General features: G+C 66.4%; 24 protein-coding genes, 3 tRNA genes and 2 pseudogenes. 17 read left to right on the top strand and 12 right to left on the bottom strand.

The annotated features are described in order from the left end of the window. Positions 1 to 170 precede the first annotated feature (170 nt). The 5 genes and pseudogenes from FSV73_RS24010 to FSV73_RS23995 all read right to left on the bottom strand — a co-directional run bounded on the left by FSV73_RS24010 (position 171) and on the right by FSV73_RS23995 (position 5,525). Positions 171 to 1,643, bottom strand: a complete 1,473-nt coding sequence (locus tag FSV73_RS24010) for a chemotaxis protein CheW (protein ID WP_145012624.1) — start codon at positions 1,641 to 1,643, stop codon at positions 171 to 173. Then, a pseudogene (locus tag FSV73_RS26300) lies at positions 1,640 to 2,086 on the bottom strand (methyl-accepting chemotaxis protein); the annotation flags it as partial. The pseudogene FSV73_RS26300 and the gene FSV73_RS24010, both read right to left, overlap by 4 nt. Positions 2,087 to 2,251: 165 nt before the next feature. Further along, positions 2,252 to 4,114 (bottom strand): annotated as a pseudogene (locus FSV73_RS24005) (PAS domain-containing protein); the annotation flags it as partial. A gap of 145 nt (positions 4,115 to 4,259) precedes the next feature. Next, on the bottom strand, positions 4,260 to 5,045 hold the full coding sequence (locus FSV73_RS24000; protein ID WP_145012618.1) for a sulfite exporter TauE/SafE family protein: 786 nt from the start codon (positions 5,043 to 5,045) through the stop codon (positions 4,260 to 4,262). Between the two features lie 117 nt (positions 5,046 to 5,162). Beyond that, entirely contained in the window at positions 5,163 to 5,525 is a 363-nt protein-coding gene (locus tag FSV73_RS23995; protein ID WP_145012615.1) for a hypothetical protein, read from the bottom strand. A 166-nt stretch (positions 5,526 to 5,691) separates the two neighbouring features. Here FSV73_RS23995 and FSV73_RS23990 point away from each other — a divergent pair, with 166 nt between their 5' ends. Both FSV73_RS23990 and FSV73_RS25885 read left to right on the top strand, forming a co-directional pair. Further along, positions 5,692 to 5,895 (top strand): hypothetical protein, encoded by a 204-nt coding sequence (locus FSV73_RS23990; protein ID WP_145012611.1) that lies wholly within the window; start codon positions 5,692 to 5,694, stop codon positions 5,893 to 5,895. Positions 5,896 to 5,984: 89 nt separating this feature from the next. Continuing rightward, positions 5,985 to 6,113: a hypothetical protein gene (locus FSV73_RS25885; RefSeq protein ID WP_260856153.1), complete on the top strand. Its 129-nt coding sequence runs from the start codon at positions 5,985 to 5,987 to the stop codon at positions 6,111 to 6,113. Between the two features lie 476 nt (positions 6,114 to 6,589). Here FSV73_RS25885 and FSV73_RS23985 read toward each other — a convergent pair. The 3 genes from FSV73_RS23985 to FSV73_RS23975 all read right to left on the bottom strand — a co-directional run bounded on the left by FSV73_RS23985 (position 6,590) and on the right by FSV73_RS23975 (position 6,913). Next, positions 6,590 to 6,674 (bottom strand) — tRNA-Leu (locus tag FSV73_RS23985). Positions 6,675 to 6,725: 51 nt separating this feature from the next. Further along, a tRNA-His gene (locus FSV73_RS23980) sits at positions 6,726 to 6,801 on the bottom strand. 35 nt (positions 6,802 to 6,836) lie between these two features. After that, positions 6,837 to 6,913 (bottom strand) — tRNA-Arg (locus FSV73_RS23975). A 247-nt stretch (positions 6,914 to 7,160) separates the two neighbouring features. Here FSV73_RS23975 and folD point away from each other — a divergent pair. Further along, positions 7,161 to 8,015, top strand: coding sequence for a bifunctional methylenetetrahydrofolate dehydrogenase/methenyltetrahydrofolate cyclohydrolase FolD (folD, locus tag FSV73_RS23970; RefSeq protein WP_145012608.1), 855 nt, complete (start codon positions 7,161 to 7,163; stop codon positions 8,013 to 8,015). Between the two features lie 127 nt (positions 8,016 to 8,142). On the opposite strand, the gene FSV73_RS23965 is transcribed toward folD, so the two are convergent. Next, the gene (locus tag FSV73_RS23965) at positions 8,143 to 8,994 is read right to left on the bottom strand and encodes a glycine betaine ABC transporter substrate-binding protein (RefSeq protein WP_145012605.1); all 852 of its coding nucleotides are present in this window, start codon (positions 8,992 to 8,994) and stop codon (positions 8,143 to 8,145) included. Positions 8,995 to 9,256: 262 nt separating this feature from the next. Here FSV73_RS23965 and FSV73_RS23960 point away from each other — a divergent pair, with 262 nt between their 5' ends. After that, positions 9,257 to 10,567 (top strand): serine/threonine protein kinase, encoded by a 1,311-nt coding sequence (locus FSV73_RS23960; protein ID WP_145012602.1) that lies wholly within the window; start codon positions 9,257 to 9,259, stop codon positions 10,565 to 10,567. Between the two features lie 97 nt (positions 10,568 to 10,664). Further along, on the top strand, positions 10,665 to 11,381 hold the full coding sequence (locus FSV73_RS23955) for an MlaA family lipoprotein (RefSeq protein WP_260856155.1): 717 nt from the start codon (positions 10,665 to 10,667) through the stop codon (positions 11,379 to 11,381). Between the two features lie 3 nt (positions 11,382 to 11,384). Here the strand turns inward: FSV73_RS23955 and FSV73_RS23950 are convergent, their stop codons facing one another. Together FSV73_RS23950 and FSV73_RS23945 are read right to left on the bottom strand one after the other, a co-directional pair. Continuing rightward, entirely contained in the window at positions 11,385 to 12,521 is a 1,137-nt protein-coding gene (locus FSV73_RS23950) for a patatin-like phospholipase family protein (RefSeq protein ID WP_145012596.1), read from the bottom strand. Next, positions 12,522 to 13,457 (bottom strand): lipid A biosynthesis lauroyl acyltransferase, encoded by a 936-nt coding sequence (locus tag FSV73_RS23945; RefSeq protein ID WP_145012592.1) that lies wholly within the window; start codon positions 13,455 to 13,457, stop codon positions 12,522 to 12,524. Positions 13,458 to 13,608: 151 nt separating this feature from the next. On the opposite strand from FSV73_RS23945, the gene minC reads away from it, so the two are divergent. The 6 genes from minC (at position 13,609) to FSV73_RS23915 (ending at position 18,318) form a co-directional block, all read left to right on the top strand. Then, positions 13,609 to 14,355, top strand: a complete 747-nt coding sequence (gene minC / locus FSV73_RS23940) for a septum site-determining protein MinC (RefSeq protein ID WP_145012589.1) — start codon at positions 13,609 to 13,611, stop codon at positions 14,353 to 14,355. Between the two features lie 134 nt (positions 14,356 to 14,489). After that, complete coding sequence (gene minD, locus FSV73_RS23935) at positions 14,490 to 15,308, top strand: septum site-determining protein MinD (protein WP_027597673.1); 819 nt, start codon at positions 14,490 to 14,492, stop codon at positions 15,306 to 15,308. Then, complete coding sequence (minE, locus tag FSV73_RS23930) at positions 15,305 to 15,559, top strand: cell division topological specificity factor MinE (RefSeq protein WP_007162175.1); 255 nt, start codon at positions 15,305 to 15,307, stop codon at positions 15,557 to 15,559. The genes minD and minE overlap by 4 nt, the downstream gene beginning before the upstream one ends. A gap of 119 nt (positions 15,560 to 15,678) precedes the next feature. After that, positions 15,679 to 16,314 carry an RluA family pseudouridine synthase gene (locus FSV73_RS23925; RefSeq protein ID WP_145012586.1) on the top strand — a complete coding sequence of 212 codons (636 nt, stop codon included), beginning with the start codon at positions 15,679 to 15,681 and terminating at the stop codon, positions 16,312 to 16,314. A gap of 49 nt (positions 16,315 to 16,363) precedes the next feature. Continuing rightward, positions 16,364 to 16,942, top strand: a complete 579-nt coding sequence (locus FSV73_RS23920; protein WP_145012583.1) for a class I SAM-dependent methyltransferase — start codon at positions 16,364 to 16,366, stop codon at positions 16,940 to 16,942. A gap of 86 nt (positions 16,943 to 17,028) precedes the next feature. Next, a complete protein-coding gene (locus tag FSV73_RS23915; protein ID WP_145012580.1) occupies positions 17,029 to 18,318 on the top strand; it encodes a M18 family aminopeptidase in 1,290 nt (429 codons plus the stop codon). A gap of 7 nt (positions 18,319 to 18,325) precedes the next feature. Here FSV73_RS23915 and FSV73_RS23910 read toward each other — a convergent pair whose 3' ends face one another. Continuing rightward, complete coding sequence (locus FSV73_RS23910; protein WP_145012576.1) at positions 18,326 to 19,063, bottom strand: UTRA domain-containing protein; 738 nt, start codon at positions 19,061 to 19,063, stop codon at positions 18,326 to 18,328. Positions 19,064 to 19,244: 181 nt separating this feature from the next. Between FSV73_RS23910 and FSV73_RS23905 the strand changes: the two genes are divergently transcribed. Genes FSV73_RS23905 through FSV73_RS23880 form a run of 6 tightly spaced genes read left to right on the top strand, consistent with a single transcriptional unit; the run spans position 19,245 to position 24,346 of the window. After that, positions 19,245 to 20,306, top strand: a complete 1,062-nt coding sequence (locus tag FSV73_RS23905; protein ID WP_145012573.1) for an ABC transporter substrate-binding protein — start codon at positions 19,245 to 19,247, stop codon at positions 20,304 to 20,306. Between the two features lie 4 nt (positions 20,307 to 20,310). Beyond that, on the top strand, positions 20,311 to 21,108 hold the full coding sequence (locus FSV73_RS23900) for an alkaline phosphatase family protein (RefSeq protein WP_145012568.1): 798 nt from the start codon (positions 20,311 to 20,313) through the stop codon (positions 21,106 to 21,108). Beyond that, complete coding sequence (locus FSV73_RS23895) at positions 21,105 to 21,938, top strand: ABC transporter permease (protein ID WP_145012565.1); 834 nt, start codon at positions 21,105 to 21,107, stop codon at positions 21,936 to 21,938. The genes FSV73_RS23900 and FSV73_RS23895 overlap by 4 nt, the downstream gene beginning before the upstream one ends. Next, positions 21,925 to 22,710 (top strand): ABC transporter permease, encoded by a 786-nt coding sequence (locus FSV73_RS23890; RefSeq protein ID WP_145012562.1) that lies wholly within the window; start codon positions 21,925 to 21,927, stop codon positions 22,708 to 22,710. The genes FSV73_RS23895 and FSV73_RS23890 overlap by 14 nt, the downstream gene beginning before the upstream one ends. After that, positions 22,707 to 23,696 carry an ABC transporter ATP-binding protein gene (locus FSV73_RS23885; protein WP_145012558.1) on the top strand — a complete coding sequence of 330 codons (990 nt, stop codon included), beginning with the start codon at positions 22,707 to 22,709 and terminating at the stop codon, positions 23,694 to 23,696. Before FSV73_RS23890 ends, FSV73_RS23885 begins: the two co-directional genes overlap by 4 nt. Next, complete coding sequence (locus FSV73_RS23880) at positions 23,693 to 24,346, top strand: HAD family hydrolase (RefSeq protein ID WP_145012555.1); 654 nt, start codon at positions 23,693 to 23,695, stop codon at positions 24,344 to 24,346. Before FSV73_RS23885 ends, FSV73_RS23880 begins: the two co-directional genes overlap by 4 nt. Positions 24,347 to 24,789: the final 443 nt, after the last annotated feature.

The following is a 24,789-nucleotide window of genomic DNA, read 5'->3' as shown; positions in this document are numbered from 1 at the left end:
CGCCCGCTGGCGCCGACGCCGGTTCGGCCGCGCGGCGGGCCGGGACTGGCTGGCGAAGCGGCAGTGGCTCTAGGTTGCCCCTGTCGCTTCGGTCAGGGCCGGCCAACTGCCGAATCCCTCGGCTTGCTGCGCGGGCGGACGACCGTTCGGCGAGACGACGAACGGCCGGCTCACATCGCCGCGGCGATGCGCTCCGGCCGCGCCTCGGGAGCCAGCCCTTCAAGTCGGCGAACCAGCGCCTGAAGGTCGATCAGGGTCGCCTGACGGCTCTTCCCCGGCGTCCCTATCCCTACCCAACTCTGCGCCCGCTGGGCCGGAATCACACCGCCATCGCCCGGCAATTGCCAGCTGCGCGCCAGGGCGTCCTCACGCAAGTCGGTGAAGGTGTCGATGGCCTCCACCCGCTGCACCACGAAGCCCAGGCGTTGCCGCTGGCCGGCCACCACGATCACCTGATCGTCGGGGGTAGGCGCCGCGGCCGTTTCGCCGGCCAGGGTGCGCAGGCAGACCAGGGTGATCTGCTGGCCACGTACCTCCATCAGCCCCAACAACCGCGGATCCGGCTGTCCCAGGCGCAGGTAGCGCGCCGGCAGGGGGAGCACCTCGGCGACCTGTTCCAGGGGTACGGCGAACAGCGGTCCGGCGAGGAAGCTCAGGCAGGGTTGGCGGCGCCCCTGCTGGCGCTGCTCGGCCAGCAGATTGCGGTTGGTACGGTAGATGCGCGCATAGGCTACCGCCGCCTCCTGGCGCCCCAGCGCCTCGTGGTCGATGACCACCGCCGCGTCGCCATCCGGTTCGCTGAACACCCCGCGCAGCAGCTCCGGCTGCGCCAGGCCGAACCCCAGCAGTGGCGCGCAGCGTGCCGGATCGCGCCGCCACATGCCGACCAGGCGCTCGAAGCCGAAGGCCACCCGATACTCGCCCTCGGCTCCGGCCGCCAGCACCAGCAGATGCTGGCGGCTGCTGGCTGCCGGCGCGACGAGTCCCAACAGCTCGGACAACTCCAGCACCGGCAGCGTCTGGCCCCGTAGCGGCACCTGGTAGCGACAGCTGTCGCTGGCGAAGTCGCTCGGCACGAGCTGGGGGCGATCCACCAGTTCCTGGACCACCGCCGCATCCAGGCACAGGCGGCGGCCGTCGCACTCGAATACCAGGTAGAGGCGCTCGCGTTGCCGATCCGGCGCGGCGAGGTCGCCCTGGGCCGGCGCGGTCTCGGCGCTGAGTTCGAAGCCCGGCAGCGCGGCCAGCGCCGCCAGGTCGAGGAAATGCACCAGCCGGCCCCGTTCCGCGTGCAGGTGGATACGCCCCAGCAGCCGGCCGGGGCCGCCCTGCAGCTGGACGATGGCCTCGCGTTCAGGGCTGATGATGTCCACCACCCCATCGATGCTCAGGCCGAAGCGCCCACCGCCATGGCGAATCACCGCGACCCGCCGCTCGCCGTCGCCCGCAGGCAGCCCCAGCAGCCGATGGCCATCGATCAGGGGCAGCGGCCGGCCGCCCAATTCGAACAGGCCGAGCAGCCAGGGGGCCTCGCTCGGATGATGGGCCAGGCGCTCCGGCCAGGCCACTACCCGTTCCAGGGCCAGGGCGGCGATGGCGACTTCCAGTTCGCCGATGCGCACGACACCCTGGTTCAGGGTCACGCTCGCGTCCCCCCGGTGACCGGCGCAAGGGTGGTCGCCGCATCCAGTTCCTGGATCAGCTGGTTGACGCGTGCCGCATCGTCGAGCTGCGCCGCGGTCGAGCCGTTGATGGCCTCGATGGATTGCTGGGTCTTGCCCACCCCTTCGGCGATCATGCCGAAGGCTTCTCCGACGCTGCGCGAGATCTCGCTGCCCTGGGCGATGCTCTTCACCGATTCCAGGATCAGCTTGTTGATTTCCTTGGTCGCCTGGGACGACTTCTCGGCCAGCTTGCGCACCTCGTCGGCCACCACCGAGAAACCCAGGCCGTGCTCGCCGGCGCGGGCGGCCTCGATGGCGGCGTTGAAGGCCAGCATGTTGGTCTGGTTGGCGATGTCGCTGATCACCTGGACGATGTCCTGGATCCCCCCGGAGGTGGTGCCTATGGCTTCGATGGCCTCCAGCGAACGGGTCAGCGTGAGGGAGCCGCGCTCGGCCTCCTCCAGGGTCCGCCGGGCCATGCGGTTGGCGTCGTCGGTGGTCTCGGCGATCTGGTTGATGGAGCGGGTCAGGGCGTGCAGCGAGAGATTCATCTGCTCGATCTTCTGCCGGACGTGCTGCTCCATCTCCACCTGCCGGGTGATGTCGGTGGCGAACTTGACCACCTTGTGCACCTGCCCCTCGGCATCGAAGATCGGGTTGTAGGTGGCCTGGATCCAGATCCGCTGGCCGAACTTGCTCAGCCGCATGAATCGCCCGCCGAATACCTCGCCCTGGGCCAGGCGCGCCCAGAATTCGCGGTATTCCGCCGAGGACACGTGCTCGGCTTCGCAGAAGATGCGGTGGTGCTGGCCGCGAATCTCCTCCAGCCGATAACCGAGGGTGGCCAGGAAGTTGCGGTTGGCCTCGAGGATCTTGCCGGTCAGGTCGAACTCGATCACCGCCTGGCCGCGGTCGATGGCCGCCACCTTGCCGGCGTAGTCGCTGTTGCGGATCTGGCTTTCGGTGATGTCCACGGCGAACTTCACCACCTTGCACGGCTTGCCGTCGGCGTCGAAGATCGGGTTGTAGGTGGCCTGGATCCAGATTTCCTCGCCACGGCTGTTGCGCCGCTTGTACACCCCGGCATCGAATTCGCCACGGCCCAGCTTATCCCAGAACAACCGGTATTCGGCCGAGCGGGCATAGTCGTCGGGACAGAAGATACGGTGATGCTTGCCCACCACCTCGTCGGCCTGGTACCCCAGCGCCAGCAGGAAGTTGCGGTTGGCCGTCAGCACCGTGCCGTCCACGGAAAACTCGGCGATGGCCTGGGACCTGTCGATGGCCGCGACCTTGCCCTCGTAGTCGCTGTTGCGCAGCTGGCTCTCGGTCACGTCGCTGGCGAACTTGACCACCTTGTACGGATGGCCCTCGGCATCCAGGATGGGGTTGTAGGTGGCCTGGATCCATACCTGGCGGCCGTCGCTGGCGCGGCGCTTGTACAGCCCGGCATCGAAGTCGCCGCGACCGAGCTTCTCCCAGAACAGCCGATAGGCCGGCGAGCGGGCGTAGTCGGGCTCGCAGAAGATCCGGTGGTGCTTGCCGCGCACCTCTTCCAGGGTATAACCGAGCGCGGACAGGAAATTCTCGTTGGCCGCGAGGATGTTGCCATGCAGATCGAATTCGATCACCGCCTGGGCGCGGTCGATGGCGGCCATCTTGCCCTGGAATTCCGCGGCCTGGAGTTGCGCCTCGGTCACGTCGGTGGCGAATTTCACCACCTTGTAGGGCTGGCCGTCGCTGTCGAAGATGGGGTTGTAGGTGGCCTGGATCCAGATCGGCCGGCCATCGCGCCGGATACGCTTGTAGACCCCGGAATCGAACTTGCCCTGGCCCAGGCGATTCCACAGCAGGGCGTATTCCGGCGAGCGGGCGTAGTCGGCCGGGCACATCAGGCTGTGGTGGCGCCCGCGCACCTCATCCAGCGCATAGCCGGTCATGGCGAGGAAGTTATCGTTGGCCCAGAGCACGTTGCCCTGCAGATCGAATTCGATCACTGCCTGGGCGCGCTGGATCGCGGCGATCTTGCCCTCGTACTCCACCGCCTGCAGCCGGCTCTCGGTGATGTCGGTGGCGAACTTGATGATGCGCTGCGGCTTGCCCTCGGCGTCCAGCAGGGGGTTGTAGGTGGCGCGGATCCAGACCAGGCTGCCGTCCTTGCGCCGCCGCCGATAGACGCCACTGTGGAACTCGCCACGGCCCAGGGTCTGCCAGAACGCCTGGTAGTCCTCGCTTTCCGCCAGCCCCGGCGGGCAGAACAGACGGTGATGCCGGCCCCGGACCTCGTCCAGGCCGTAGCCGAAGGTCTGCAGGAAGTTATCGTTGGCATGCAGCACCGTGCCCTGCAGATCGAATTCGATCACCGCCAAGGACCGGTCCAGCGCCTGGCGCAGGGCCAGGTAGGCGGAAGCTTCATCGACGGCGACAGGCTCGGCAGCGGAGGGAAACATGGGCAGCTCCAGGGGGCGGGGGACTCGTGGCCAGGTTATCGGCGATTGCGATAACAAATTGAGCCACGGATACCCTGGAACTGTTCACCGCCGGTGAACGCCCAGGCGCCGCCCGATCGGCGGTGCCTGGGCGGCGCCGACCGGTTCAGATCACCAGCTTGGCGCCGATCACCACCAGCATGACGGCGAGGCAGGGTCGCAAGACGCCATCCGGTACCCGGCCGGACAGATGACTGCCCAGGAAGATGCCCGGCAGCAAGCCCAGCAGCAGGTAACCCAGCACGTGCCAATCGAGATTGCCGAGGCCCGCGTGCCCCAGGCCGGCCACCAGGGTCAGGGGCACGGCATGGGCGATCTCGGTGCCCACCAGACGACGGGTCGCCAGCAGCGGATAGAGCAGGAACAGGGCCACCGTTCCCAGCGCCCCGGCGCCGATGGAGGTCAGGGTCACCATGAAGCCGAGCACCGCGCCGGTCAGCACCGTCAGGCCATTGAGCCGCGCCGGGCTGAGATGGAAGCCGTCGCCGGCATGGCGACTGGCGAAGGCGAAGATCTGCCGTTTGAACAGGATCGCCAGCGCGGTCAGCAGCAGCACCGTCCCCAGGGCATGCTTGATCAGCGCGTTGGTGGCGTGCTGATCCCCGGGCAGCAGGGCCAGGGCGAGCAACGTCAGGGCCGCGGCGGGCACGCTACCCGCGGCCAGCCAGCCGGTCACCTTCCAGTCGATGTTGCGATTGCGCTGGTGGACGAAGACGCCACCGGCCTTGGTGATGGCGGCATAGAGCAGGTCGGTGCCGACCGCCGCCGCGGGATTGATCCCGAACCAGAGCAGGATGGGCGTCATCAGCGACCCACCGCCGACGCCGGTCATGCCGACGATGAAACCCACTACCAGCCCCGCGATCACGAAGCCTGTCACCCCTACATCCATTACAGCCCCAATTGCCGTGGTCGGCTCATCTAGCGGCCGCACAGGATAGCGACTCAGTTTATGCCTTCATATATTGAAAAGGTCTTTGATTATAACCAGAAGTACCAGGAACTGACCTCACCGCGCCCGATGCGCCTCCAGGTAGGCCGTGACGTCCTCCTGGGCGTAGCCGGCGCGCCGCGCGAGCGCTTCGATGGCCTCGCGGCAGGCGGGATCGGTGATGGTCGCGGGGATCGCGGTGCCACAGGGAGCGGGTGCCGCCTCGGCGAGAAAACTCGGCAGATCCTGCTTGTGCTCGTCGGCCGTCGCATGGGTACCCGTGGTCGGCGCATGGGCGGCCACCGGTGGCGTCGTGGTCGCCACCACGGCGGGCTCGCTGCTGGTCGAATCGCTCTTGTGGGTAGTCGCCACGGCGGCCAGCACCAGGACACCGAAACCCATACTCAACAGCAGCAGCTTGCGCGTCGACTTCCCACTCATGATCCATGCTTCCCTTGATAAACCGTGCATTCCCGGACCAGCGACCGGCAACAGATGTCGGGGGTCCGAGTTTCGACCAAGCACGTCAGACAATAGTCATCAGGTCTGTGTTCAGTCCACGGCGCCCGTGCCACACTCCCCCTCATCAAGGAGACAGGAGTGGCCCATGCAGCAGAAGGATTTCACCGCCCCTCGAATGCGCCAACTCGCCGCGGATCTCTCGCTCGCCGATCAATTGGCCGCCAGCGGCCAGGGCGATCTCAATGCCGAGTTGAAACGCCGGGTCCGGGAAGATCTCGAACGGGCGCTGCGCGAGGTCGGGCAGCTCAGCGAAGAGCAGACCCTCTGGCTGACCTGGGCGACCAGTTGAGCCCGACGCCGGCCGCTTCGGCCTTCGCCGTCGTCGTGCTGTAACCCATCGCTGCTATCCAGGTAGGCATCCCGCTCCGGAGATTCGCCATGCAAACGGACTACGAAATCAGCGACGACATCGCCCAACTGGTGGGCGGTGCCTTGATGAGCCTGGTACTGCTCGGTGGCGGAGCCATCGGCGGCGCCCTCTTCCTGCTGGCCGAAACGCTCAACTGAGCGTCAACCGCCCCCTCCCCGGCCCTTCAGGGAATTCGGCAGGACGGCCTTATCCGCGGGATCGGGCGCCGGGATCGCGGGCGACGCCCCTTGCATCCTGGACTTGCATTACCGGCGGAGCCGGCTACTCTTAGATAGTCGCAATAATGATTAGCGCACATATCGAGAGGCCGAATCATGCGAAGGCAACTGACCCGTTCGATCATCCTGTTCGACCCATCCCGTCCGCATTCGCTGGCGGAGGCCGGCGCACCAGTGCCACCTCGCCGCCGGAGCAGCGGTAGCGACGGGCCTCGGGGCGCCGCGAGACACCTGCTGGGCGTCGCCTTGCTGGGCGCCTTCGCCCTTTTCGCCCCGCTGCTGCGGTGCCTTCACTAGTCGTTCGGCAGCGTCCGGCTCCCCGTCTGCCGTCGAGACCGACCGGCGCTCGCCTTATCGCAGGCACAAAAAAACCGGCCTGGGCCGGTCAGCTTGATTGGTGCGGACGGAGAGACTCGAACTCTCACACCTTGCGGCGCCAGAACCTAAATCTGGTGTGTCTACCAATTCCACCACGTCCGCGAGACGCTTAAAAGACGAACGCCAGACAGGAGGTCTGGCGTTCGCTGAATATGGGGTGGACGATGGGAATCGAACCCACGACACCAGGAGCCACAATCCTGTGCTCTACCAACTGAGCTACGCCCACCATATCTTGCCTGCTTGCCGTCGCCGAACCGCCAATGGCGCGCCCGGCAGGACTCGAACCTGCGACCATCCGCTTAGAAGGCGGATGCTCTATCCAGCTGAGCTACGGGCGCCTTTCGGCAGCTGCCCTGGCAGAGACGTCCTTGGTGAGAAGTCCCTTGCCTGGCCCTTGTCAGTGACTTGGGCTGTGCTCGGCAAGCGGGGCGAATCTTATAAAGCCACCGCCAGGCCGTCAACAGATTTTTAAAAAAATTTTTAAGCAGAAGAATGAGTTAGCCGCCGCCGAGCCGTCGCTGTTGCCAGCGGGCCCGTCCATGCGAAAATACCCGACCTCATTTCCGTCACCACCAGAAATCGCCCATGACCGCCCAACTGATCGACGGCAAGTCCATTGCCGCCCGCCTGCGCCAGGATATTGCCCAGCGAGTCTCTCAACGTCGTAGCGCCGGACTGCGCGCCCCTGGCCTTGCCGTCATCCTGGTCGGCGACGATCCCGCCTCGCGGGTCTATGTGGCGCACAAGCGCAAGGACTGCGAAGAGGTCGGCTTCGACTCCTATGCGCACGACCTGCCCGCCAGCACGGGCCAGGCCGAACTGGAAGCCCTCATCGATCGCCTGAACGACGACCCGAGCGTCGATGGCATCCTGCTGCAGCTGCCCCTGCCCGCGCACCTGGATGCCACCCAGTTGCTCGAGCGCATCCGGACCGACAAGGACGTGGACGGCTTCCACCCCTACAACCTCGGTCGCCTGGCGCAGCGCAACCCGCAACTGCGCCCCTGCACCCCCAAGGGCATCATGACCCTGCTGCACAGCACCGGCGTCGATCTCTATGGCCTGGATGCGGTCGTGGTCGGTGCCTCCAACATCGTCGGACGCCCCATGGCCCTGGAATTGCTGCTGGCCGGCTGCACCGCCACGGTCACCCACAGATTCACCCGGTCGCTCGAACACCATGTGCGCCAAGCCGATCTGGTGGTGGTCGCGGTCGGCAAGCCTGGCCTGGTCAAGGGCGAATGGATCAAGCCGGGCGCCATCGTCATCGACGTCGGCATCAATCGCCAGGCCGACGGTCGCCTGGTGGGCGATGTCGAATACGAAAGCGCGCGCGAGCGCGCGAGCTGGATCACCCCGGTCCCGGGCGGGGTCGGCCCCATGACGCGGGCCTGCCTGCTGGAAAATACCCTGTACGCCGCCGAGCAATTGCACGGCTAGGACGTTCGCGAGCTGGCGCCACACCAGGCCTGGGCGTTTTCGCCGCCAGTGGCCAGAGGCGCAGCGAAGCGCGAGCAACCGCCAAGAAAACGGGCCCCGTGGGGCCCGTCGTTCATTCAGCCCAGGATCAGGGCAACCAGGCCTTCACGCGATCCGGGTGCTTGGCGATCCAGGCCTTGGCGGCTTCTTCCGGCTTCTGGCCCTCTTCCACGGCCAGCATCACCTCGTTCACCTCACCCGGCTGCCAGGCGAACTTCTTGAGGAAATCCCAGACCGGCTTGGCCTTGGCTTCCAGGGCAGGGTTGGCCACGGTGTCCACGTGCTCGGAACCGCCGAACACACCCTTGGGATCCTCGAGGAACTTGAGCTTCCACTTGGCGAACATCCAGTGCGGTACCCAGCCGGTCACCACCACCGGCTTCTGGTCCTTCTCGGCGCGGGTCAGCTCGGCAATCATGCCGCTACCCGAGCTGGCGACCAGCTTGTAGTCCAGGCCGTAGTCCTTGATCGCCTGGTCGGTCTTGAGCATCACCCCGGCACCGGCATCGATACCGACGATACGGCCGCCGAAATCGGCCTTCTGCGCCTGCAGGTCGGCGATGCTGTTGGCCTTGACGTACTCCGGCACGATCAGGCCGATCTTGGCGTCAGGGGTGTTGACGTTGAGATCGACCACCTGGTCCTTCATCTTCTCGTAGTAGGCGCCGTGGGTGACCGGCAGCCAGGCGGAGAGCATGGCGTCGAGCTTGCCGCGGGCGACCCCCTGCCACATGATGCCGGCGGCGACCGGCATGAGCTTCACCTCGTATCCCAGGCTCTGGCGGATCACTTCAGCTGCGGTATGGGTCGTTGCCACGCTGTCGGCCCAGCCATCGACGTAGCCGATGGTGATCTCGGGCTTGGCTGCCTGCGCCAGACCCATGGCCGAGGTGAGCGCGACACCGAGTCCTATTCCCAACAGTTTCTTCACCATGCTCATGCAGCAGTCCTCTCGCTATGGAATTCGGGCGGTTGCCCCACTCCCATGATTCGGGCAATGCGAGATGGCCACTACCGTCTGGACGACGTATAGCGACCGGTTAGCGACAACAACCGCACGTTTCGCGACAACGGCTGTCGCTTGACGCAGACTACAGACCGCTCTGTAATCGACGCCTCGCAGAAAGCTGCGGGTGTCGATGCAACCTATCGGCCCGTCGTTGTCTTACCTTCGCTCTCAGCCCTCTGAAAGGACTCTGTCCATGCGTCTTCCCTTGCGCGTCGCCGCCCTGCTGGGCGCGCTGTTTTCCAGCCTCTATGGCACCGCGCAGGCGGCAGCCGAAGTGGATGCCGCGACCTACGGCTATCCCCTGGTCAATCCGTTCGAGGCGACCATCGTCACCACGCCGGAAAAATTCCGCCCGGAACTGCCGCCCGAAAGCACCATCGACCAGGACGACTACAGCCTCAACCTGCGTCCGGAGCGGGAATACCAGCTGCCCGGCAACTTCTGGCCGGTGAAGAAATTCCACTATCGTTTGGCCCGCCAGGACCACCCGGCGCCGCTGATCTTCCTGATCGCCGGGACCGGCGCGAACTACTCCTCGAGCACCCAGGAATACCTGAAGCGGCTGTACTACGCGGCCGGCTACCACGTGGTGCAGCTGTCCTCGCCCACCAGCTGGGACTTCATGGTGTCCGTCTCGCGGACCGCCACCCCGGGCTACACCCCGCACGATGCCGAGGATCTCTATCGCGCCATGCAGGCGGTGCGCGCCCAGCATCCCAAGCTGCCGGTCACCGACTATTACCTGACCGGCTACAGCCTGGGCGGCCTGGATGCGGCCTTCGTTTCCTACCTCGACGAGAGCGAGCGCAGCTTCAACTTCAAGAAGGTCTTGATGGTGAATCCGCCGGTCAACCTGCTGACCTCGGTGCGCAACCTGGATCGCCTGGTGCAGACCGAGGTGAAGGGTGTCACCAACAACCGCACCTTCTACGAACTCATCCTCTCGAAGCTGACCCGCTACTTCCAGGAGAAGGGCTACGTCGATTTCAACGATGCCGTGGTGCGTGACTTCCAGCGCTCGCCGGAACGCCTGAGCAACGAAGAACTGGCCATGCTGATCGGCTCGTCCTTCCGCTTCTCGGCGGCGGACATCGCCTTCACCTCCGACCTGATCAACCGCCGCGGCCTGATCACCCCGCCGACCTATCCGATCAGCGAGGGCACCAGCCTGACGCGTTTCTTCGCCCGTTCCCTGCAATGCGACTTCGACTGCTACATGACCGAGCAGGTCATGCCGTTCTGGCAGAAGAAGTTCAAGGGGCAGAACCTCGACGACCTGGCGCGCAAGTCCAGCCTCACCGCCCTCGAGGACTACCTCAAGAGCAGCCCCAAGATCGGTGTCATGCACAATGCCGACGACATCATCCTCGGCCCGGGTGACCTCGGCTTCCTGCGCAAGACCTTCGGCGATCGCTTGACCGTCTATCCCCATGGCGGCCATTGCGGCAATCTCAACTACCGCGTCAACGCGAACGCCATGCTGGAGTTCTTCGCCCGTGGTTAAGTCCCTGCTCGCTCTCCTCCTGCTGGCCAGTGCCTCGGCGTTCGCTGCCGAGTCGAGCCCACCGCCCTCCTCCAGCCTGACCATCGGCTCGGACACCATGCCGGCGGCGCCGGTGGGGGCCGACGGTTTCAGCAATCCGCTGTCGACCCTGAAGTACAACCCGGGGCTCGACCAGCGCGAATTCGAACGGGCCTCCCTGGTCGCCCTGGACGTCTACGACCCCTTCGAATCCTGGAACCGCCACGTCTACCACTTCAACTATCGCCTGGACGAGTGGGTGCTGCTGCCGGTGGTCAACGGCTATCGCTATATCACCCCGCGCTTCGTCCGCTCCGGCGTCAGCAACTTCTTCAGCAACCTGGGCGACGTCAACAACCTGCTGAACAGCCTGCTGCAGTTCAAGGGTCGGCGTGCCCTGGACACCACCGGCCGCCTGCTGCTCAACACCACCATCGGGGTGTTCGGCCTGTGGGACCCGGCCACCCGGGTGGGCCTGATCAAGCAACCGGAAGACTTCGGCCAGACCCTCGGCTTCTATGGCGTGGGCGACGGTCCCTTCCTGATGCTGCCGATCCTGGGTCCCTCGAACCTGCGTGACACCGGCGGCCTGGCCGTGGACTTCGCCGCCGAGAGCCAGGTGAACTTCCTCAACGTCAGCGACGAGAGCAGCCGCCATCCGGAGATCATCGTGCTGCGCGGCATCAACCTGCGCTATGTCACCGACATGAGATACGGCCAGCTCAACTCGCCGTTCGAGTACGAGAAGATCCGCTACTTCTACACCAAGGCCCGGGAACTGCAGATCGCCGAGTAAGTCTCAGGCGCTGGCCAGAAAGGCCCGGAGCTCGGGCAGCCGGGCCTGGGCGTCGGCCCGGCCCAGCGCCATGAGTTCCTGGCAATAGGCGGACTCGAACAGCAGATAGCTGAGCAGGGCACTGCCCGACGGCCGATTCACCCCGACGCCCCGCAGCAGTTGCCGCAACGCCACCGGCAGGCGGTGGCGATGGCGGGTGGCGATGTCCGCCAGGGGCTGGCTGGGCGAGATGACCAGCATCTCCACCGGACGACAGAGGCAGCCGCTGACCGGATCGCCCGCCGGCAGGGCGCTGCTCAGCAGGTTGAGCCGGCGCAGGGTTTCGGTATCGCTGTCCAGGGCATCGACGAAGGTGCTGTTGAGCAGGTGGCCGCCGATCTGCGCCACGCTGGGCGGCCGTGCCGGCTGCCGCTGCTCGTTGCCACCAGGCGCACCCAGCCCTATCACCAGCACCCGCTCCGCCCCCAGGTGCAGCGCCGGACTGATGGGCGCCGTCTGCCTGACCGAGCCGTCGCCCAGGTACTCGCGGCCAACCTTCACCGGTGGAAAGAACAGCGGAATGGCGGTACTGGCCAGGAGATGATCGACCGCCAGCCGCGCCGGGACGCCGACGCGGCGGTGACGGAACCAGGGATCCAGCGCCCCCTGGCTCTGGTAGAAGGTCATCGCCTGCCCGGAGGCATAGCCGAAGGCGGTGACCGCCACCGCTCGCAAGGCACGCTGGCGCAAGGCCGCCGTGATCCCGGAGAAGTCCAGCTCGCGGGTGAGCAGGGCGCGCAAGGGGGCGTTGTCGAGCAGCGCCAGCGGTTCCTGGCGCCAGGCACCGAACAGCGTCTGCAGACCGAAACGCGCCGCCTGCCGCGTCACTCCGCCCCAGTCGCTGCGATAGATCATCGCGGTTTCCAGTCCTGACCACACCGCGGCCAGGCGATCCACCGCGCGACCGAAATCGAGCGCCCCGCAGCCCAGCACCGCGGCGTTGAGCGCCCCGGCGGAGGTACCGACCAGGATGGGAAAGGGATTTTCGGAACGGACCGCCAGGGTGTCCGCCACCACCTGCAACACCCCGACCTGATAGGCCGCGCGGGCGCCGCCGCCGGCCAGGATCAGCCCCGTACGCCGCTCGGCCGCCCTGCTCATCTAGCCTTTCTTCTTCGGGTAGAGCTTGGCCTCGCCGGGCGGACGGGTCTTGAAGCGGCGGTGCGCCCAGAGGTACTGCTCCGGCAACTGGCTGACGCACTGCTCGACCCAGCGATTGATGCGCCGGCAATCGGCCTCCTCGCTCTCGCCGGGAAAGTCGGCCAGCGGCGGATGGACCACCAGCCGGTAGCCGGAGCCATCCGCCAGGCGCTCCTGGGTGAAGGGCAGCACCCGCGCGCGGCCCAGCCGGGCGAACTTGGTGGTGGCGGTCACGGTGGCGGCGGGAATGCCGAACAGCGGCACGAAGAGACTCTGCTTGGCGCCATAGTCCTGATCGGGGGCATACCAGATGGCGCGTCCGGCGCGCAGCACCTTGAGCATGGCCCGCACGTCCTCGCGCTCGATGGCGGTGGCGTCCAGGTTGTGGCGCTCGCGACCGCGGCGCTGGATGAAGTCGAACACCGGATTCTTGTGCTCGCGGTACATGCCGTCGATGGTATGCCGCTGGCCGAGCAGCGCCGCGCCGATTTCCAGGGTGGTGAAATGCAGCGCCATGAGGATCACGCCCTGGCCGTCGCGCTGGGCGGCCTGCAGGTGCTCGAGCCCCTCGATATGGGCCAGGCGGGCCAGGCGCTGGCGTGGCCACCACCAGCTCATGGCCATCTCCAGCAGGGCCATGGCGCTGCTGGCGAAATTGCGCCGCAGCAGTCGGTCGCGCGCCCGCTCGTCGAGCTGGGGAAAACAGAGTTCCAGGTTGCGGCGGGCGATCGCCCGGCGCTGGCCGGCGACGTGGTAGAAGATCCAGCCGAGCCCCTGGGCGAGACGCAGCAGCACGGCGTAGGGCAGTTGCACCAGCAGCCAGAGCAGCGCGAGCCCCAGCCAGAGCGGCCAATAACGTGGATTGAGAAAGGCGAGGCGGAAAGACGGCCGCTCCATCGGAACTCCTGCATGAAAAAGTCGCGCCATTCTACAGGCCTCGCGCCGTTTTCCCGTAGCCTTCACAGTCGCGACCCGGATCGCCCGGTGAGGGTTGCGACGGGCGAGGCATCCCGCTATAAGTCCCGCCATCCAAGCACAAGTACCCACCATGACCGCAGCCGATCCTTCCGAAAGCGACTCCGTCTTCCAGCTCAAGGGCAACATGCTCGCCGTGACCGTGCTGGAGCTTCTCCGCAATGACCTGGGGCGCCTGGACCGGCAACTGGCCCAGAAGGTCGCCCAGGCCCCCAACTTCTTCCAGGAAACGCCCCTGGTGCTGGGCCTGGACAAGCTCGCCGACGACGCCGGCCCGCTCGACCTGGGCGCCCTCCTCGATCTCTGCCGCCGCCACGGGCTGCGTACCCTCGCCCTGCGCGCCAGCCGCAGCTCCGACCTGGCGGCCGCCAACGATTACGACCTGCCGATCCTACCGCCCAGCTCCGGCGGCCGCGAACGCCAGGTCGAGCCGCGCGACCGCGAGCCGGCCAAGCCGGTGGAGCCGCCCAAGCCGGCCGCGCCGGTGATCAATCCCACCAAGATCATCACCGCACCGGTGCGCGGCGGGGTGCAGCTCTATGCCCCGGCGGGCGATCTGGTGGTGCTGGCGCCGGTCAGCCCGGGCGCCGAGCTGCTCGCCGATGGCAACATCCACGTCTACGGCCCCATGCGCGGCCGGGCGTTGGCTGGCGTCAAAGGTGATACCAAAGCGCGGATCTTCTGCCAGCAGCTGACCGCGGAGCTGCTCTCCATCGCCGGCCAGTACAAGGTCGCCGAGGACCTGCGCCGCCATCCCCAGTGGGGCAATCCGGTACAGGTCAGTTTGGTGGGAGATGTGTTGAACATCACCCGCCTTTGACGGATACTTCCGCGAATTTTTCGCAATTGGCGGATGCGCCGCCAAGGCTCGAACGAAGCGCGAACACGCCTGCAATCTCGTCATCGAGGGCGTCGAGTCGTTTCAGTTATTACTTTCGATCAAGGTGAATCAGTTTGGCCAAAGTACTCGTAGTCACCTCCGGCAAGGGCGGCGTCGGCAAGACCACCAGCAGCGCTGCCATTGGTACCGGTCTCGCCCTGCGCGGACACAAGACCGTCATCGTCGACTTCGACGTCGGCCTGCGTAACCTCGACCTGATCATGGGTTGCGAGCGCCGCGTGGTGTACGACTTCGTCAACGTGATCAACAACGAAGCCACCCTGACCCAGGCCCTGATCAAGGACAAGCGTCTCGAGAACCTCTTCGTGCTGGCTGCCAGCCAGACCCGCGACAAGGACGCCCTGACCCAGGACGGCGTCGAGCGCGTGATCAACGAACTCAAGCAGACCTTCGACTTCATCGTCTGCGACTCCCCGGCCGGGATCGAGAAAGGTGCCCACCTGGCGATGTACTTCGCCGACGAGGCCATCGTGGTGACCAACCCCGAGGTCTCCTCGGTGCGGGACTCCGACCGCATGCTCGGCCTGCTGGCCAGCAAGTCGCGCCGCGCCGAAAAGGGCGAGGAAGCCATCAAGGAACACCTGCTGCTGACCCGCTACAACCCCGAGCGCGTCACCAAGGGCGAAATGCTCGGCGTCGAGGATGTGGAAGAGATCCTGTCCATCCGCCTGCTCGGCGTGATCCCCGAATCCCAGGCGGTGCTCAAGGCCTCGAACCAGGGCATCCCGGTGATTCTCGACGAACAGAGCGATGCCGGCCAGGCCTACAGTGATACCGTGGAGCGACTGCTCGGCAAGGAAGTGGCCTATCGCTTCCTCGACGTGAAGAAGAAAGGCTTCCTGCAACGTCTGTTCGGGGGTGGTGGCGAATGAGCATCTTCGACTTCTTTCGCGATCGGAAGAAGCAGAACAGCGCTTCGATAGCCAAGGAACGGCTACAGATCATCGTGGCCCACGAACGGGGTCGCCACGAGCAGCCGGACTATCTGCCGCAGTTGCAGAAGGACCTGCTGGAAGTGATCCGCAAGTATGTGCCCATCGAGCAGGACCAGATCCAGGTGGAACTCGAGAACCAGGGCAGCTGCTCCATTCTCGAACTCAACATCACCCTGCCCGACCGCTGAGGCGAATCGCGCAGGACAGCGGCGGCCCCAGGGCCGCCGTTGGCGTTTGGGCCGCGTCGAATTCTCCGTACCTGCCACGCCAGGTCGCGGCAGTTCGATACCGGGCCCCGAGGAACCCCATGCCCCTGTCCAACATCCGCATCATCCACCAGGACGCCGCCCTGCTGGTGGTCGACAAGCCTACCCTGCTGCTCTCGGTGCCCGGCCGCGCCGAGGATAATCGCGACTGCCTGGTGACCCGTCTACAGGAAAACGGCTATCCCGAGGCGCGCATCGTGCACCGCCTGGACTGGGAGACCTCCGGCGTCATCGTGCTGGCGCGGGATGCCGACAGCCATCGCGAGCTGTCGCGGCAATTCCACGACCGCGAGACGGAAAAGGCCTATACCGCGCTGTGCTGGGGCGAGCCGGACGCCAACAGCGGCCGCATCGAATTGCCGCTGCGCTACGATCCGCCGACCAAGCCGCGCCATGTGGTGGACCACGAATTAGGGCGCCATGCCCTGACCTTCTGGCAGGTGCTGGAGCGCCATGGCCACTACAGCCGGGTCGAGCTCACCCCCATCACCGGACGTTCCCACCAGCTGCGCGTCCATATGCTGAGCATCGGCCATCCTCTGCTGGGCGATCAGCTCTATGCCCAGGGCGAGGCGCTGGCGCTCCGGCCGCGACTCTGCCTGCATGCCAGCCTGCTGGCGCTGACCCACCCCACCTCGGGCGAGCGAATGAGCTTCACCAGTCCCGCGCCCTTCTGACCCGCCGGCGGGCGCTGGCTTACCGACCTACCGCCGAGGAGCGCTGCCCTTGTCGCACTGGACGTCCTACTACGCCGCCACCGCCGGCGGCGGTCCGCGTGACACCCTGCTGCAGGCGCTGGCCCTCTGGCCAGGAGCGCCGGGGCTCGCGCTGGACCTAGGCTGCGGCACCGGGCGCGATACCCTGACGCTGCTGGAGCGCGGCTGGCGGGTGCTGGCGGTGGATACCGAGGCCGAAGCCCTGGCAGAACTCCGGCGGCGCGCGCCGGAATCCCTGCACGCCCAGCTGGAACTCCGGCAGGCCCGCTTCGAAACGCTGGCGCTGGCCCGCTATGAGCTAGTCAATTCGAGCTTCGCCCTGCCCTTCTGCCAGCCGGCCCAGTTCCTTGACCTCTGGATGCGGATCACCGCGGCGACTCGCCCCGGAGGTCTCTTCTGCGGCCAGCTCTTCGGGGAAAGAGACGGCTGGTCCAGCAAGGGGGTGACGGTAGTCACGCCCGCCGACCTGCCGCCGCTGCTGCAGGACTGGGAGGTCCTCCAGCACCGCGAAGAAGAAGAGGACGGCCAGACCGCCGTCGGCCAGCCCAAGCACTGGCATATCCATCACCTGGTGCTGCGTCGGCGCTGAGCGCCGCGGCCCGCTGCACGCGGTACCGTGCTCGACTCCCCGGGGTGCAGAACCTAGACTGGACGCCTCGTCGTCCGGAGTCATTCATGAGTACCGATCAGATCCAAGGCCTCGTCGATTTCCTCTCCAGTTCCCCCACCCCCTTCCATGCCACCGCCAGTCTCGCCCAGCGCCTCGAAGCGGCTGGTTATGAGCGGCTGGACGAACGGGAAAGCTGGTCCGTGCAGCCCGGCGGGCGCTACTACGTCACCCGCAACGATTCCTCGCTGATCGCCGTGCGCCTCGGCGGCCAACCGCTGGAGCGCGGCCTGCGCCTGGTCGGCGCCCACACCGACAGCCCCTGCCTCAAGGTCAAGCCCCAGCCGGAGCTGTACCGCCAGGGTTTCTGGCAGCTCGGCGTGGAAGTCTACGGCGGCCTGCTGATGGCTCCCTGGTTCGACCGCGACCTTTCCCTGGCCGGGCGGGTGACCTTCCGCGTCGAGGGGCGCGTGCAGAGCCGCCTGGTGGATTTCCGCAAGCCGCTGGCGATCATTCCTAACCTGGCCATCCACCTCAACCGCGAGGCCAACCAGGGCTGGGCCATCAATGCCCAGAACGAATTGCCGCCGATCCTGGCGCAGGTCCCGAGTGGCGAGCGCCGCGACTTCCGCGTGCTACTGGCGGCGCGCCTGCAGCAGGAGCATGGCATCGGCAACGCCGAGGTGCTGGATTTCGAGCTGAGCTTCTATGACGTCCAGCCCGCCGCCCTGGTCGGCCTGGACGACGACTTCATCGCCGCGGCCCGCCTGGACAACCTGCTGTCCTGCTACGCCGGATTGCAAGCCCTGCTGGCGAGCGACGGCGACGAGAATGCCGTGCTGGTCTGCACCGACCACGAGGAAGTGGGTTCCACCTCCTGCTGTGGCGCCGACGGCCCCTTCCTGGAGCAGGTGCTGCAGCGCCTGCTGCCTGCCGGGGACGCCTACACCCGGACGATCCAGCGCTCGCTGCTGATCTCCGCGGACAACGCCCACGGCGTGCACCCCAACTACGCCGACAAGCACGACGACAACCACGGCCCGCGGCTGAACGGCGGACCGGTGATCAAGGTGAATGCCAACCAGCGCTACGCCACCAGCAGCGAGACCGCGGCCTTCTTCCGCGACCTCTGCCAGCGCGAAGAGGTGCCGGTGCAGAGCTTCGTGGTGCGCAGCGACATGGGTTGCGGCTCCACCATCGGCCCGCTCACCGCCGGGCAGCTGGGCGTGCGCACCGTCGACATCGGCTTGCCGACCTTCGCCATGCACTCCATCCGCGAACTGGCCGGCAGCCACGACCTGGGCTACCTGATCAAGGTGCTGATGGCCTTCTACGCCAGCTCCGCGCTGCCGCTCTGAGCCCCGGCTAGTCCGGCACCTCGACCCTGACCTGGATGGCGTCATGCCGCCAGAACTCCAGGTCGCAGTCGATCAGCCGGCCTTGCTGGTCGTGATTGATGCGGGTGATGTGCAAGGCCGGGCTGCCCTGGGCCGCCCGCAGTGCCAGGGCCGCCTCGGGCAGCAGGGCCGTGGGCAGGATCTCGAAGCGCACCTCGCCGTAGCGGATGTCGTAGTGGTCGCGGTACAGCTCGGTGAGGGACAGCTGCAGGTCGTGCTCCAGCAGGCCGGGAAAATAGGCGGCATTCAGATAGTGCTCGACATAGAGCACCAGCCGCCCGTCGATGCGCCGGACCCGCCGGATCTGGTAGACGCTGGACAACGCCGGCAACTCCAGCAGCCGGCACACCTCCGCCGACGCCAGCATCTGCCGCGCCGCCAGCACCTCGGTGGCCGGGCGGCGCCCCTGGGCCTCCACCATGGCATGGAAGTGCGTCCGCGCCAGCGGGTTGTAGGCGACCCGCGGGGGCGCGACGAACCAGCCGCGCCGCTCCTCGCGATAGATCAGCCCCAGGGCTTCCAGCTGCAACAGGGCGTCGCGCAGGGTGATCCGGGTGGTGGCGAAGAGTTCGCTCAGCTGGCGCTCGGAGGGCAAGCGTTCCATGGCGGGCAGCAGGCCGTGGGCGATCTGCTCCTGCAGCGCCTGGCGGATGGCGCCGGCACCGGGCGCACTTCTTTGGACTAGACCAGTATCGGATTGGTGCACCCGGAACGCCTCCGCAAGGGTTTTGAACGAGACTAGGCCGGCCAGATGACCGTCAGGTGACGACTGCAGTGCCCGTGCCACCGCCAGTGGCGGGCGCTTTGCCATCAAATCGTCATACCTGACTCCTAGATTGGCCTGTGTCTTGCTGAACTAGACCAAGCCCTCACCCTGGAGCACCTGTATGACCCGTCTGCTCGCTTCCCTGTTGGCCACTGCCGTAGCGCTACAGGCCGGTACCGCGTTCGCCGCTACCGCCGATCTCAAGGACCTCGAAGCCGCCGCCCGCAAGGAAGGCGAGGTGAACAGCGTCGGCATGCCCGATACCTGGGCGAACTGGAAAGGCACCTGGCAGGACCTGGCACAGAAATACGGGCTCAAGCACCAGGATACCGACATGAGTTCGGCCCAGGAGATCGCCAAGTTCGCCGCCGAGGGTGAGAACGCCTCCGCCGACATCGGCGACGTGGGTGCTTCCTTCGGCCCCATCGCCGTGCAGAAGGGTGTTACCCAGCCCTACAAGCCCAGCACCTGGGACCAGGTACCGAGCTGGGCCAAGGACAGCGACGGCCACTGGGCGTTGGCCTACACCGGGACCATCGCCTTCATCGTCAACAAGCAGACGGTCAAGGACGTCCCCCATTCCTGGGCCGACCTGCTCAAGGGCAGCTACAAGGTCACCATCGGCGACGTCAGCGCGGCCTCCCAGGCGGTGAGCGGCGTCCTGGCCGCAGCCTACGCCAACGGCGGCGACGAGAAGAACATCCAGCCAGCGCTGGACTTCTTCGCCAAGCTGGCCAAGCAGGGCCGACTGTCCTTCACCAACCCGGTGGTGGCCAACATCGAGAAGGGCGAAGTGGAAGTCGGGGTGATCTGGGACTTCAACGCCCTGAACTATCGCGACCAGATCGACCGTTCGCGCTTCGAGGTATTGATCCCGTCCGACGGCTCGGTGACCTCCGGCTATACCACCATCATCAACAAGTACGCCAAGCACCCCAACGCCGCCAAGCTGGCCCGTGAGTACATCTTCTCCGATGCCGGCCAGATCAACCTGGCCCAGGGCTATGCCCGGCCGATCCGTGCCGAGCACCTGACCCTGCCGGCCGAGGTGCAAGCCAAGCTGCTGCCCCAGGCGCAATACGCCAAGGCCCGTCCCATCGCCGATGCCAAGGCCTGGGAAGAGACCTCCAAGCGCCTGCCGCGGCTGTGGCAGGAGCGCGTCCTGATCAACATGCAGCAGTGATGCCATGAAGGTCATCCTGGTCGTCCTGGACGGACTCGCCCTGAGAGTCGCCGAGCACGGACTCGGCTTTCTCCAGGCCCTGTGCCTGGCCGGCCGGGGTCGCCTCTATCGCCTGGAGTGCGAGCTGCCCTCGCTCTCCCGCCCACTCTACGAATGCCTGCTCACCGGGGTGCCGCCCGTGAGCAGCGGCATCGTCCACAACGGCGTGAGCCGGCTCTCCAACCAGACCAGCCTGTTCCACCTGGCCCGGGCCGGTGGCCTCACCACGGCGGCCGCCGCCTATCACTGGGTCAGCGAACTCTACAACCGCAGCCCCTTCGACGCGGCCCGCGACAGGCATGTCAGCGACCCAGCCCTGCCGATCCAGCACGGGCACTTCTACTACGCCGATCACTATCCGGATTCCCACCTGTTCGACGATGCCGAGCACCTGCGCCTGGCCCATGCGCCGGACATCCTGCTGGTGCATCCGATGAACATCGACGACGCCGGCCACAAGCATGGCCTGTCCAGTCCGGAGTACCGCAATGCCGCGCGCCGTGCCGATGGTCTGCTGTCCCACTACCTGCCGGCCTGGCTGGACGCCGGCTACCAGGTACTGGTGACCGCCGACCACGGCATGAACGACGACCGCAGCCATGGCGGGATCCTGCCGGAAGAGCGCGAGGTGCCGCTGTTCGTCTTCGGCCAGGGCTTCTCCCTGGCGGACGCCGCGCCGCGCCAGGTGGAGATCTGCGGCACGGTGTGCAGCCTGCTCGGCCTCACCCATGACAAGCCCCACTGCCAGGACCTGCTGGCATGAAGCGGCCCTGGCTCGCCCTGCTGCTGATCCTGCCCTTCCTGCTGGTGTTCGGCGCCTTCCAGCTGGCACCCCTGGCCTGGATCGCCCTCAACAGCTTCAACTCCAGCGAAAGCGGTTGGGGCCTGGCCAACTATGGCGAGATCCTGGGTTCGCCCTTCTATCTGCAGGCCATCCGCTTTTCCCTGGAGATCTCGCTCTGGTCGAGCGTCTGCGGCCTGCTCATCGCCCTGGTCGGGGCCTATTCGCTGACCCGCGTGGACTCGCGCCTACGCGGCTTCGTGGTGGCCTTCACCAACATGACCAGCAATTTCGCCGGGGTGCCGCTGGCCTTCGCCTTCATCATCCTGCTGGGCATCAATGGCTGCCTGACCCTGGCGCTCAAGCAGCTGGGCCTGATCGAAGGCTTCAACCTCTACACCAAGGGCGGGCTGATCCTCATCTATACCTACTTCCAGATTCCCCTGGGCGTCCTGCTGCTGTTCCCCGCCTTCGAAGCGCTCAAGCAGGACTGGCGCGACGCGGCGGCGCTGCTCGGTGCCGGCACCTGGCAGTACTGGCGGCACATCGGCCTGCCGGTGCTCAGTCCGGCGCTGGTCGGGACCTTCATCATCCTGCTGGCCAACGCCCTCGGCGCCTACGCCACCGTCTACGCCCTCACCGTCGGCAACTTCAACGTGGTGCCGGTGCGCATCGCCGCCCTGGTCTCCGGCGACATCTATCTCGAGCCCAACCTGGCCGCGGCCCTGGCCATGCTGCTGGTAGCCTTCATGACCCTCATCACCCTCGTGCACCAGTGGCTGCTGAAGCGGAGTCGCCATGTCCAGAGCTGAGCGCCTCTATCATCGCCTGGTGGTCTGGCTGCTGTTCCTGATCCTGGTCGCGCCCCTGGCGGCGACGCTGGTCTACTCCCTGGCCACCCAGTGGTCGGCAACCCTGCTGCCGGCCGGCTTCACCCTCAAGTGGTACCTGCAGCTGTGGAGCGACCCGCGCTTCCTGGCCGCCTTCGGCCGCTCCCTGGCGATCTGCTTCGGCGCCCTGGCGCTCTCCTGCGTGCTGATCCTGCCGGCCATGTTCGCCATCGCCTATCACTTCCCGCGACTGGACGCCCTGATGAACGTGCTGATCCTGCTGCCCTTCGCCGTGCCCCCGGTGGTCTCGGCGGTCGGGCTGCTGCAGCTCTACGCCAGTGGTCCGCTGCTGCTCACCGGCACGCCCTGGATCCTGGTGTTCTGCTACTTCACCATCGCCCTGCCCTTCATGTACCGGGCGATCAGCAACAACCTGCAGGCGCTCAACCTGCGCGACCTGATGGACGCCGCCCACCTGCTCGGCGCCAGCTCCTGGCGCGCCGCCCTACTGGTGATCCTGCCCAACCTGCGCACCGGACTGATGGTGGCGCTGTTCCTGTCCTTCTCCTTCCTCATCGGCGAATTCGTCTTCGCCAACCTGCTGGTGGGCACCCGCTACGAGACGCTGCAGATCTATCTCTACAACCTGCGCAACGGCAGCGGCCACCTCACCAGCGCGCTGGTCATCTCCTACTTCCTCGCGGTGCTGCTGATGACCTGGATCGCCAATCGCCTGAATCGGGAGCGGACATGAGCTATCTCGCGGTCAAGGGACTGCACAAGCGCTACGGCGCCAACACCCTGTTCACCGATATCGAATTCCACGCGGAACAAGGCGAACTGGTGACCCTGCTCGGCCCCTCGGGCTGCGGCAAGTCCACCCTGCTGCGCTGCCTGGCCGGTCTCACCGAGGTCGACCGCGGTGCCATCGTGCTGGCGGGCCAGGACATCACCCACCTGGCGCCACAGCGCCGCGGCATCGCCATGGTGTTCCAGAGCTATGCGCTGTTCCCCAACATGACAGTGGAACAGAACGTCGCCTTCGGCCTACGCATGCAGCGCCTGGCGCGGGACGAGGTCCGCCAACGGGTGACCGAGGCGCTGACCCTGGTGGAACTGACCGGCTTCGCCGAACGCTATCCGCACCAGCTGTCCGGTGGCCAGTGCCAGCGGGTGGCCCTGGCCCGCTCGCTGATCGTGCGGCCGCGGCTGCTGTTGCTGGACGAGCCGCTGTCGGCGCTGGACGCCCGCATCCGTCGCCACCTGCGCGAACAGATCCGCGCTATCCAGCAGGAGCTGGGCCTGACCACGGTGTTCGTCACCCACGACCAGGAAGAGGCCCTTACCCTGTCCGACCGCATCGTGCTGATGCGTGAGGGGCGGATCGTCCAGAGCGGCGACGCCGAGACCCTCTACACCGCCCCGGTGGACGCCTTCGCCGCCGGCTTCATCGGCAACTACAACCTGCTCAGCGCCGACCAGGCCAGCCGCCTGTTCGGCCACGCCTTTCAGCGCCAGGTGGCGATCCGGCCCGAGGCCATCCGCCTCGGCGTCCCTGGCGGCATCGCCGGGCGTATCGTCGGCCACAGCCTGCTGGGCAATGTCATCCGCTACCGCATCGCCACCGAGGCCTGCGAACTCAATGTCGACGTTCTCAACCATGGCCCGTCGGCCTTGCAGCCGAACGGTACAGGCGTCACCCTGGCCGTCGATTCCGACAGCCTGAGAGAAGTGGCATGACCCTGGCGATTTTCGATCTCGACGAAACCCTCATCGACGGTGACTGTTCCAGCCTCTGGAGCCGACAACTGGGCGTGCTCGGCTGGGTCGACCGCGAGTCCTTCGTACGCCGTGACGGCGAACTCATGGCGGCCTATGCCCAAGGTGAACTGGCCATGGAAGACTACATGGCCTTCCACCTCGAACCCCTGGTGGGCCGCACCCCCGAGGAAGTGGACTTCGAGGTCGGGCCCTGGGTCGAGGACGTCATCGAACCCCTGATCTTCAGCGATGCCATGAAGTGCATCGCCGCCCATCGCGCCGCTGGCGACCGGGTGATCATCGTCTCGGCCTCGGGGGTCCACCTGGTGGAGCCCATCGCCGAGCGGCTGGGCGTGGAAGAGGTGCTGGCCATCGACCTGCAGGTCAGCCATGGCGTCTACAGCGGCCAGGTGGAGGGTGTCATGACCTATCGCGAAGGCAAGCTGACCCGCCTGCTGGAGCTGCTGAACGGCGACCGCAGCCTGCTCGCCAGCGCCAGCTTCTATTCCGACTCACGCAACGACCTGCCGCTGCTCGAAGCGGTGGGCAAACCGCACGTGGTCAACCCGGATCCGGTATTGCGTGAGCGTGCTACTCAGGCCGGTTGGCCGATCCTCAGCTGGCGGTAACTTGCATCGCGGCAGCCTGAGCAAGACCCGTTGGGCTTCGCTGCGCTCAGCCCAACCTACGCCCGCTCCTTGAGGTTGCTGGTGTTTTCGTAGGTTGGGTTGAGACGGCTTCATCGTCGAAGCCCAACATCACGAGCATCCCCAGGCAGTCCCTGTGGGGCTTCGCTGCGCTCAACCCAACCTACGCCCGCCCCTACGGGTTGTTGGTGTTTTCGTAGGTTGGGTTGAGACAGCTCCACCGTCGAAGCCCAACATTGGCGGATCCGCACAAGACCCGTTGGGCTTCGCTACGCTCAACCCAACCTACGGCCGCTCCTTGGGGTTGCTGGTGTTTTCGTAGGTTGGGTTGAGACGGCTTCATCGTCGAAGCCCAACATCACTTACATCCCGAGGCAGCCCCCGTTGGGCTTCGCTTCGCTCAACCCAACCTACGCCCGCTCCTT

The organism is Pseudomonas oryzihabitans (genome assembly GCF_007665395.1).
Classification (GTDB): Bacteria; Pseudomonadota; Gammaproteobacteria; order Pseudomonadales; family Pseudomonadaceae; genus Chryseomonas; species Chryseomonas psychrotolerans_C.
The sequence above is the reverse complement of the archived record's forward strand: the minus strand, read 5'-3'. Positions and strand labels throughout refer to the sequence as shown.

Coding starts and splice junctions, on each gene's coding strand:
- FSV73_RS23895 (WP_145012565.1), top strand. CDS start 21,105: ATGAAGCGGCCCTGGCTCGCCCTGCTGCTGATCCTGCCCTTCCTGCTG.
- FSV73_RS25885 (WP_260856153.1), top strand. CDS start 5,985: ATGCAAACGGACTACGAAATCAGCGACGACATCGCCCAACTGGTGGGC.
- minC (WP_145012589.1), top strand. CDS start 13,609: ATGACCGCAGCCGATCCTTCCGAAAGCGACTCCGTCTTCCAGCTCAAG.
- FSV73_RS23905 (WP_145012573.1), top strand. CDS start 19,245: ATGACCCGTCTGCTCGCTTCCCTGTTGGCCACTGCCGTAGCGCTACAG.
- FSV73_RS23945 (WP_145012592.1), bottom strand. CDS start 13,457: ATGGAGCGGCCGTCTTTCCGCCTCGCCTTTCTCAATCCACGTTATTGG.
- FSV73_RS23890 (WP_145012562.1), top strand. CDS start 21,925: ATGTCCAGAGCTGAGCGCCTCTATCATCGCCTGGTGGTCTGGCTGCTG.
- FSV73_RS23950 (WP_145012596.1), bottom strand. CDS start 12,521: ATGAGCAGGGCGGCCGAGCGGCGTACGGGGCTGATCCTGGCCGGCGGC.
- FSV73_RS23885 (WP_145012558.1), top strand. CDS start 22,707: ATGAGCTATCTCGCGGTCAAGGGACTGCACAAGCGCTACGGCGCCAAC.
- FSV73_RS23955 (WP_260856155.1), top strand. CDS start 10,665: ATGCCGGCGGCGCCGGTGGGGGCCGACGGTTTCAGCAATCCGCTGTCG.
- FSV73_RS24000 (WP_145012618.1), bottom strand. CDS start 5,045: ATGGATGTAGGGGTGACAGGCTTCGTGATCGCGGGGCTGGTAGTGGGT.
- folD (WP_145012608.1), top strand. CDS start 7,161: ATGACCGCCCAACTGATCGACGGCAAGTCCATTGCCGCCCGCCTGCGC.
- FSV73_RS23915 (WP_145012580.1), top strand. CDS start 17,029: ATGAGTACCGATCAGATCCAAGGCCTCGTCGATTTCCTCTCCAGTTCC.
- FSV73_RS23925 (WP_145012586.1), top strand. CDS start 15,679: ATGCCCCTGTCCAACATCCGCATCATCCACCAGGACGCCGCCCTGCTG.
- minE (WP_007162175.1), top strand. CDS start 15,305: ATGAGCATCTTCGACTTCTTTCGCGATCGGAAGAAGCAGAACAGCGCT.
- FSV73_RS23880 (WP_145012555.1), top strand. CDS start 23,693: ATGACCCTGGCGATTTTCGATCTCGACGAAACCCTCATCGACGGTGAC.
- FSV73_RS23990 (WP_145012611.1), top strand. CDS start 5,692: ATGCAGCAGAAGGATTTCACCGCCCCTCGAATGCGCCAACTCGCCGCG.
- FSV73_RS23900 (WP_145012568.1), top strand. CDS start 20,311: ATGAAGGTCATCCTGGTCGTCCTGGACGGACTCGCCCTGAGAGTCGCC.
- FSV73_RS23960 (WP_145012602.1), top strand. CDS start 9,257: ATGCGTCTTCCCTTGCGCGTCGCCGCCCTGCTGGGCGCGCTGTTTTCC.
- FSV73_RS23965 (WP_145012605.1), bottom strand. CDS start 8,994: ATGAGCATGGTGAAGAAACTGTTGGGAATAGGACTCGGTGTCGCGCTC.
- FSV73_RS23995 (WP_145012615.1), bottom strand. CDS start 5,525: ATGAGTGGGAAGTCGACGCGCAAGCTGCTGCTGTTGAGTATGGGTTTC.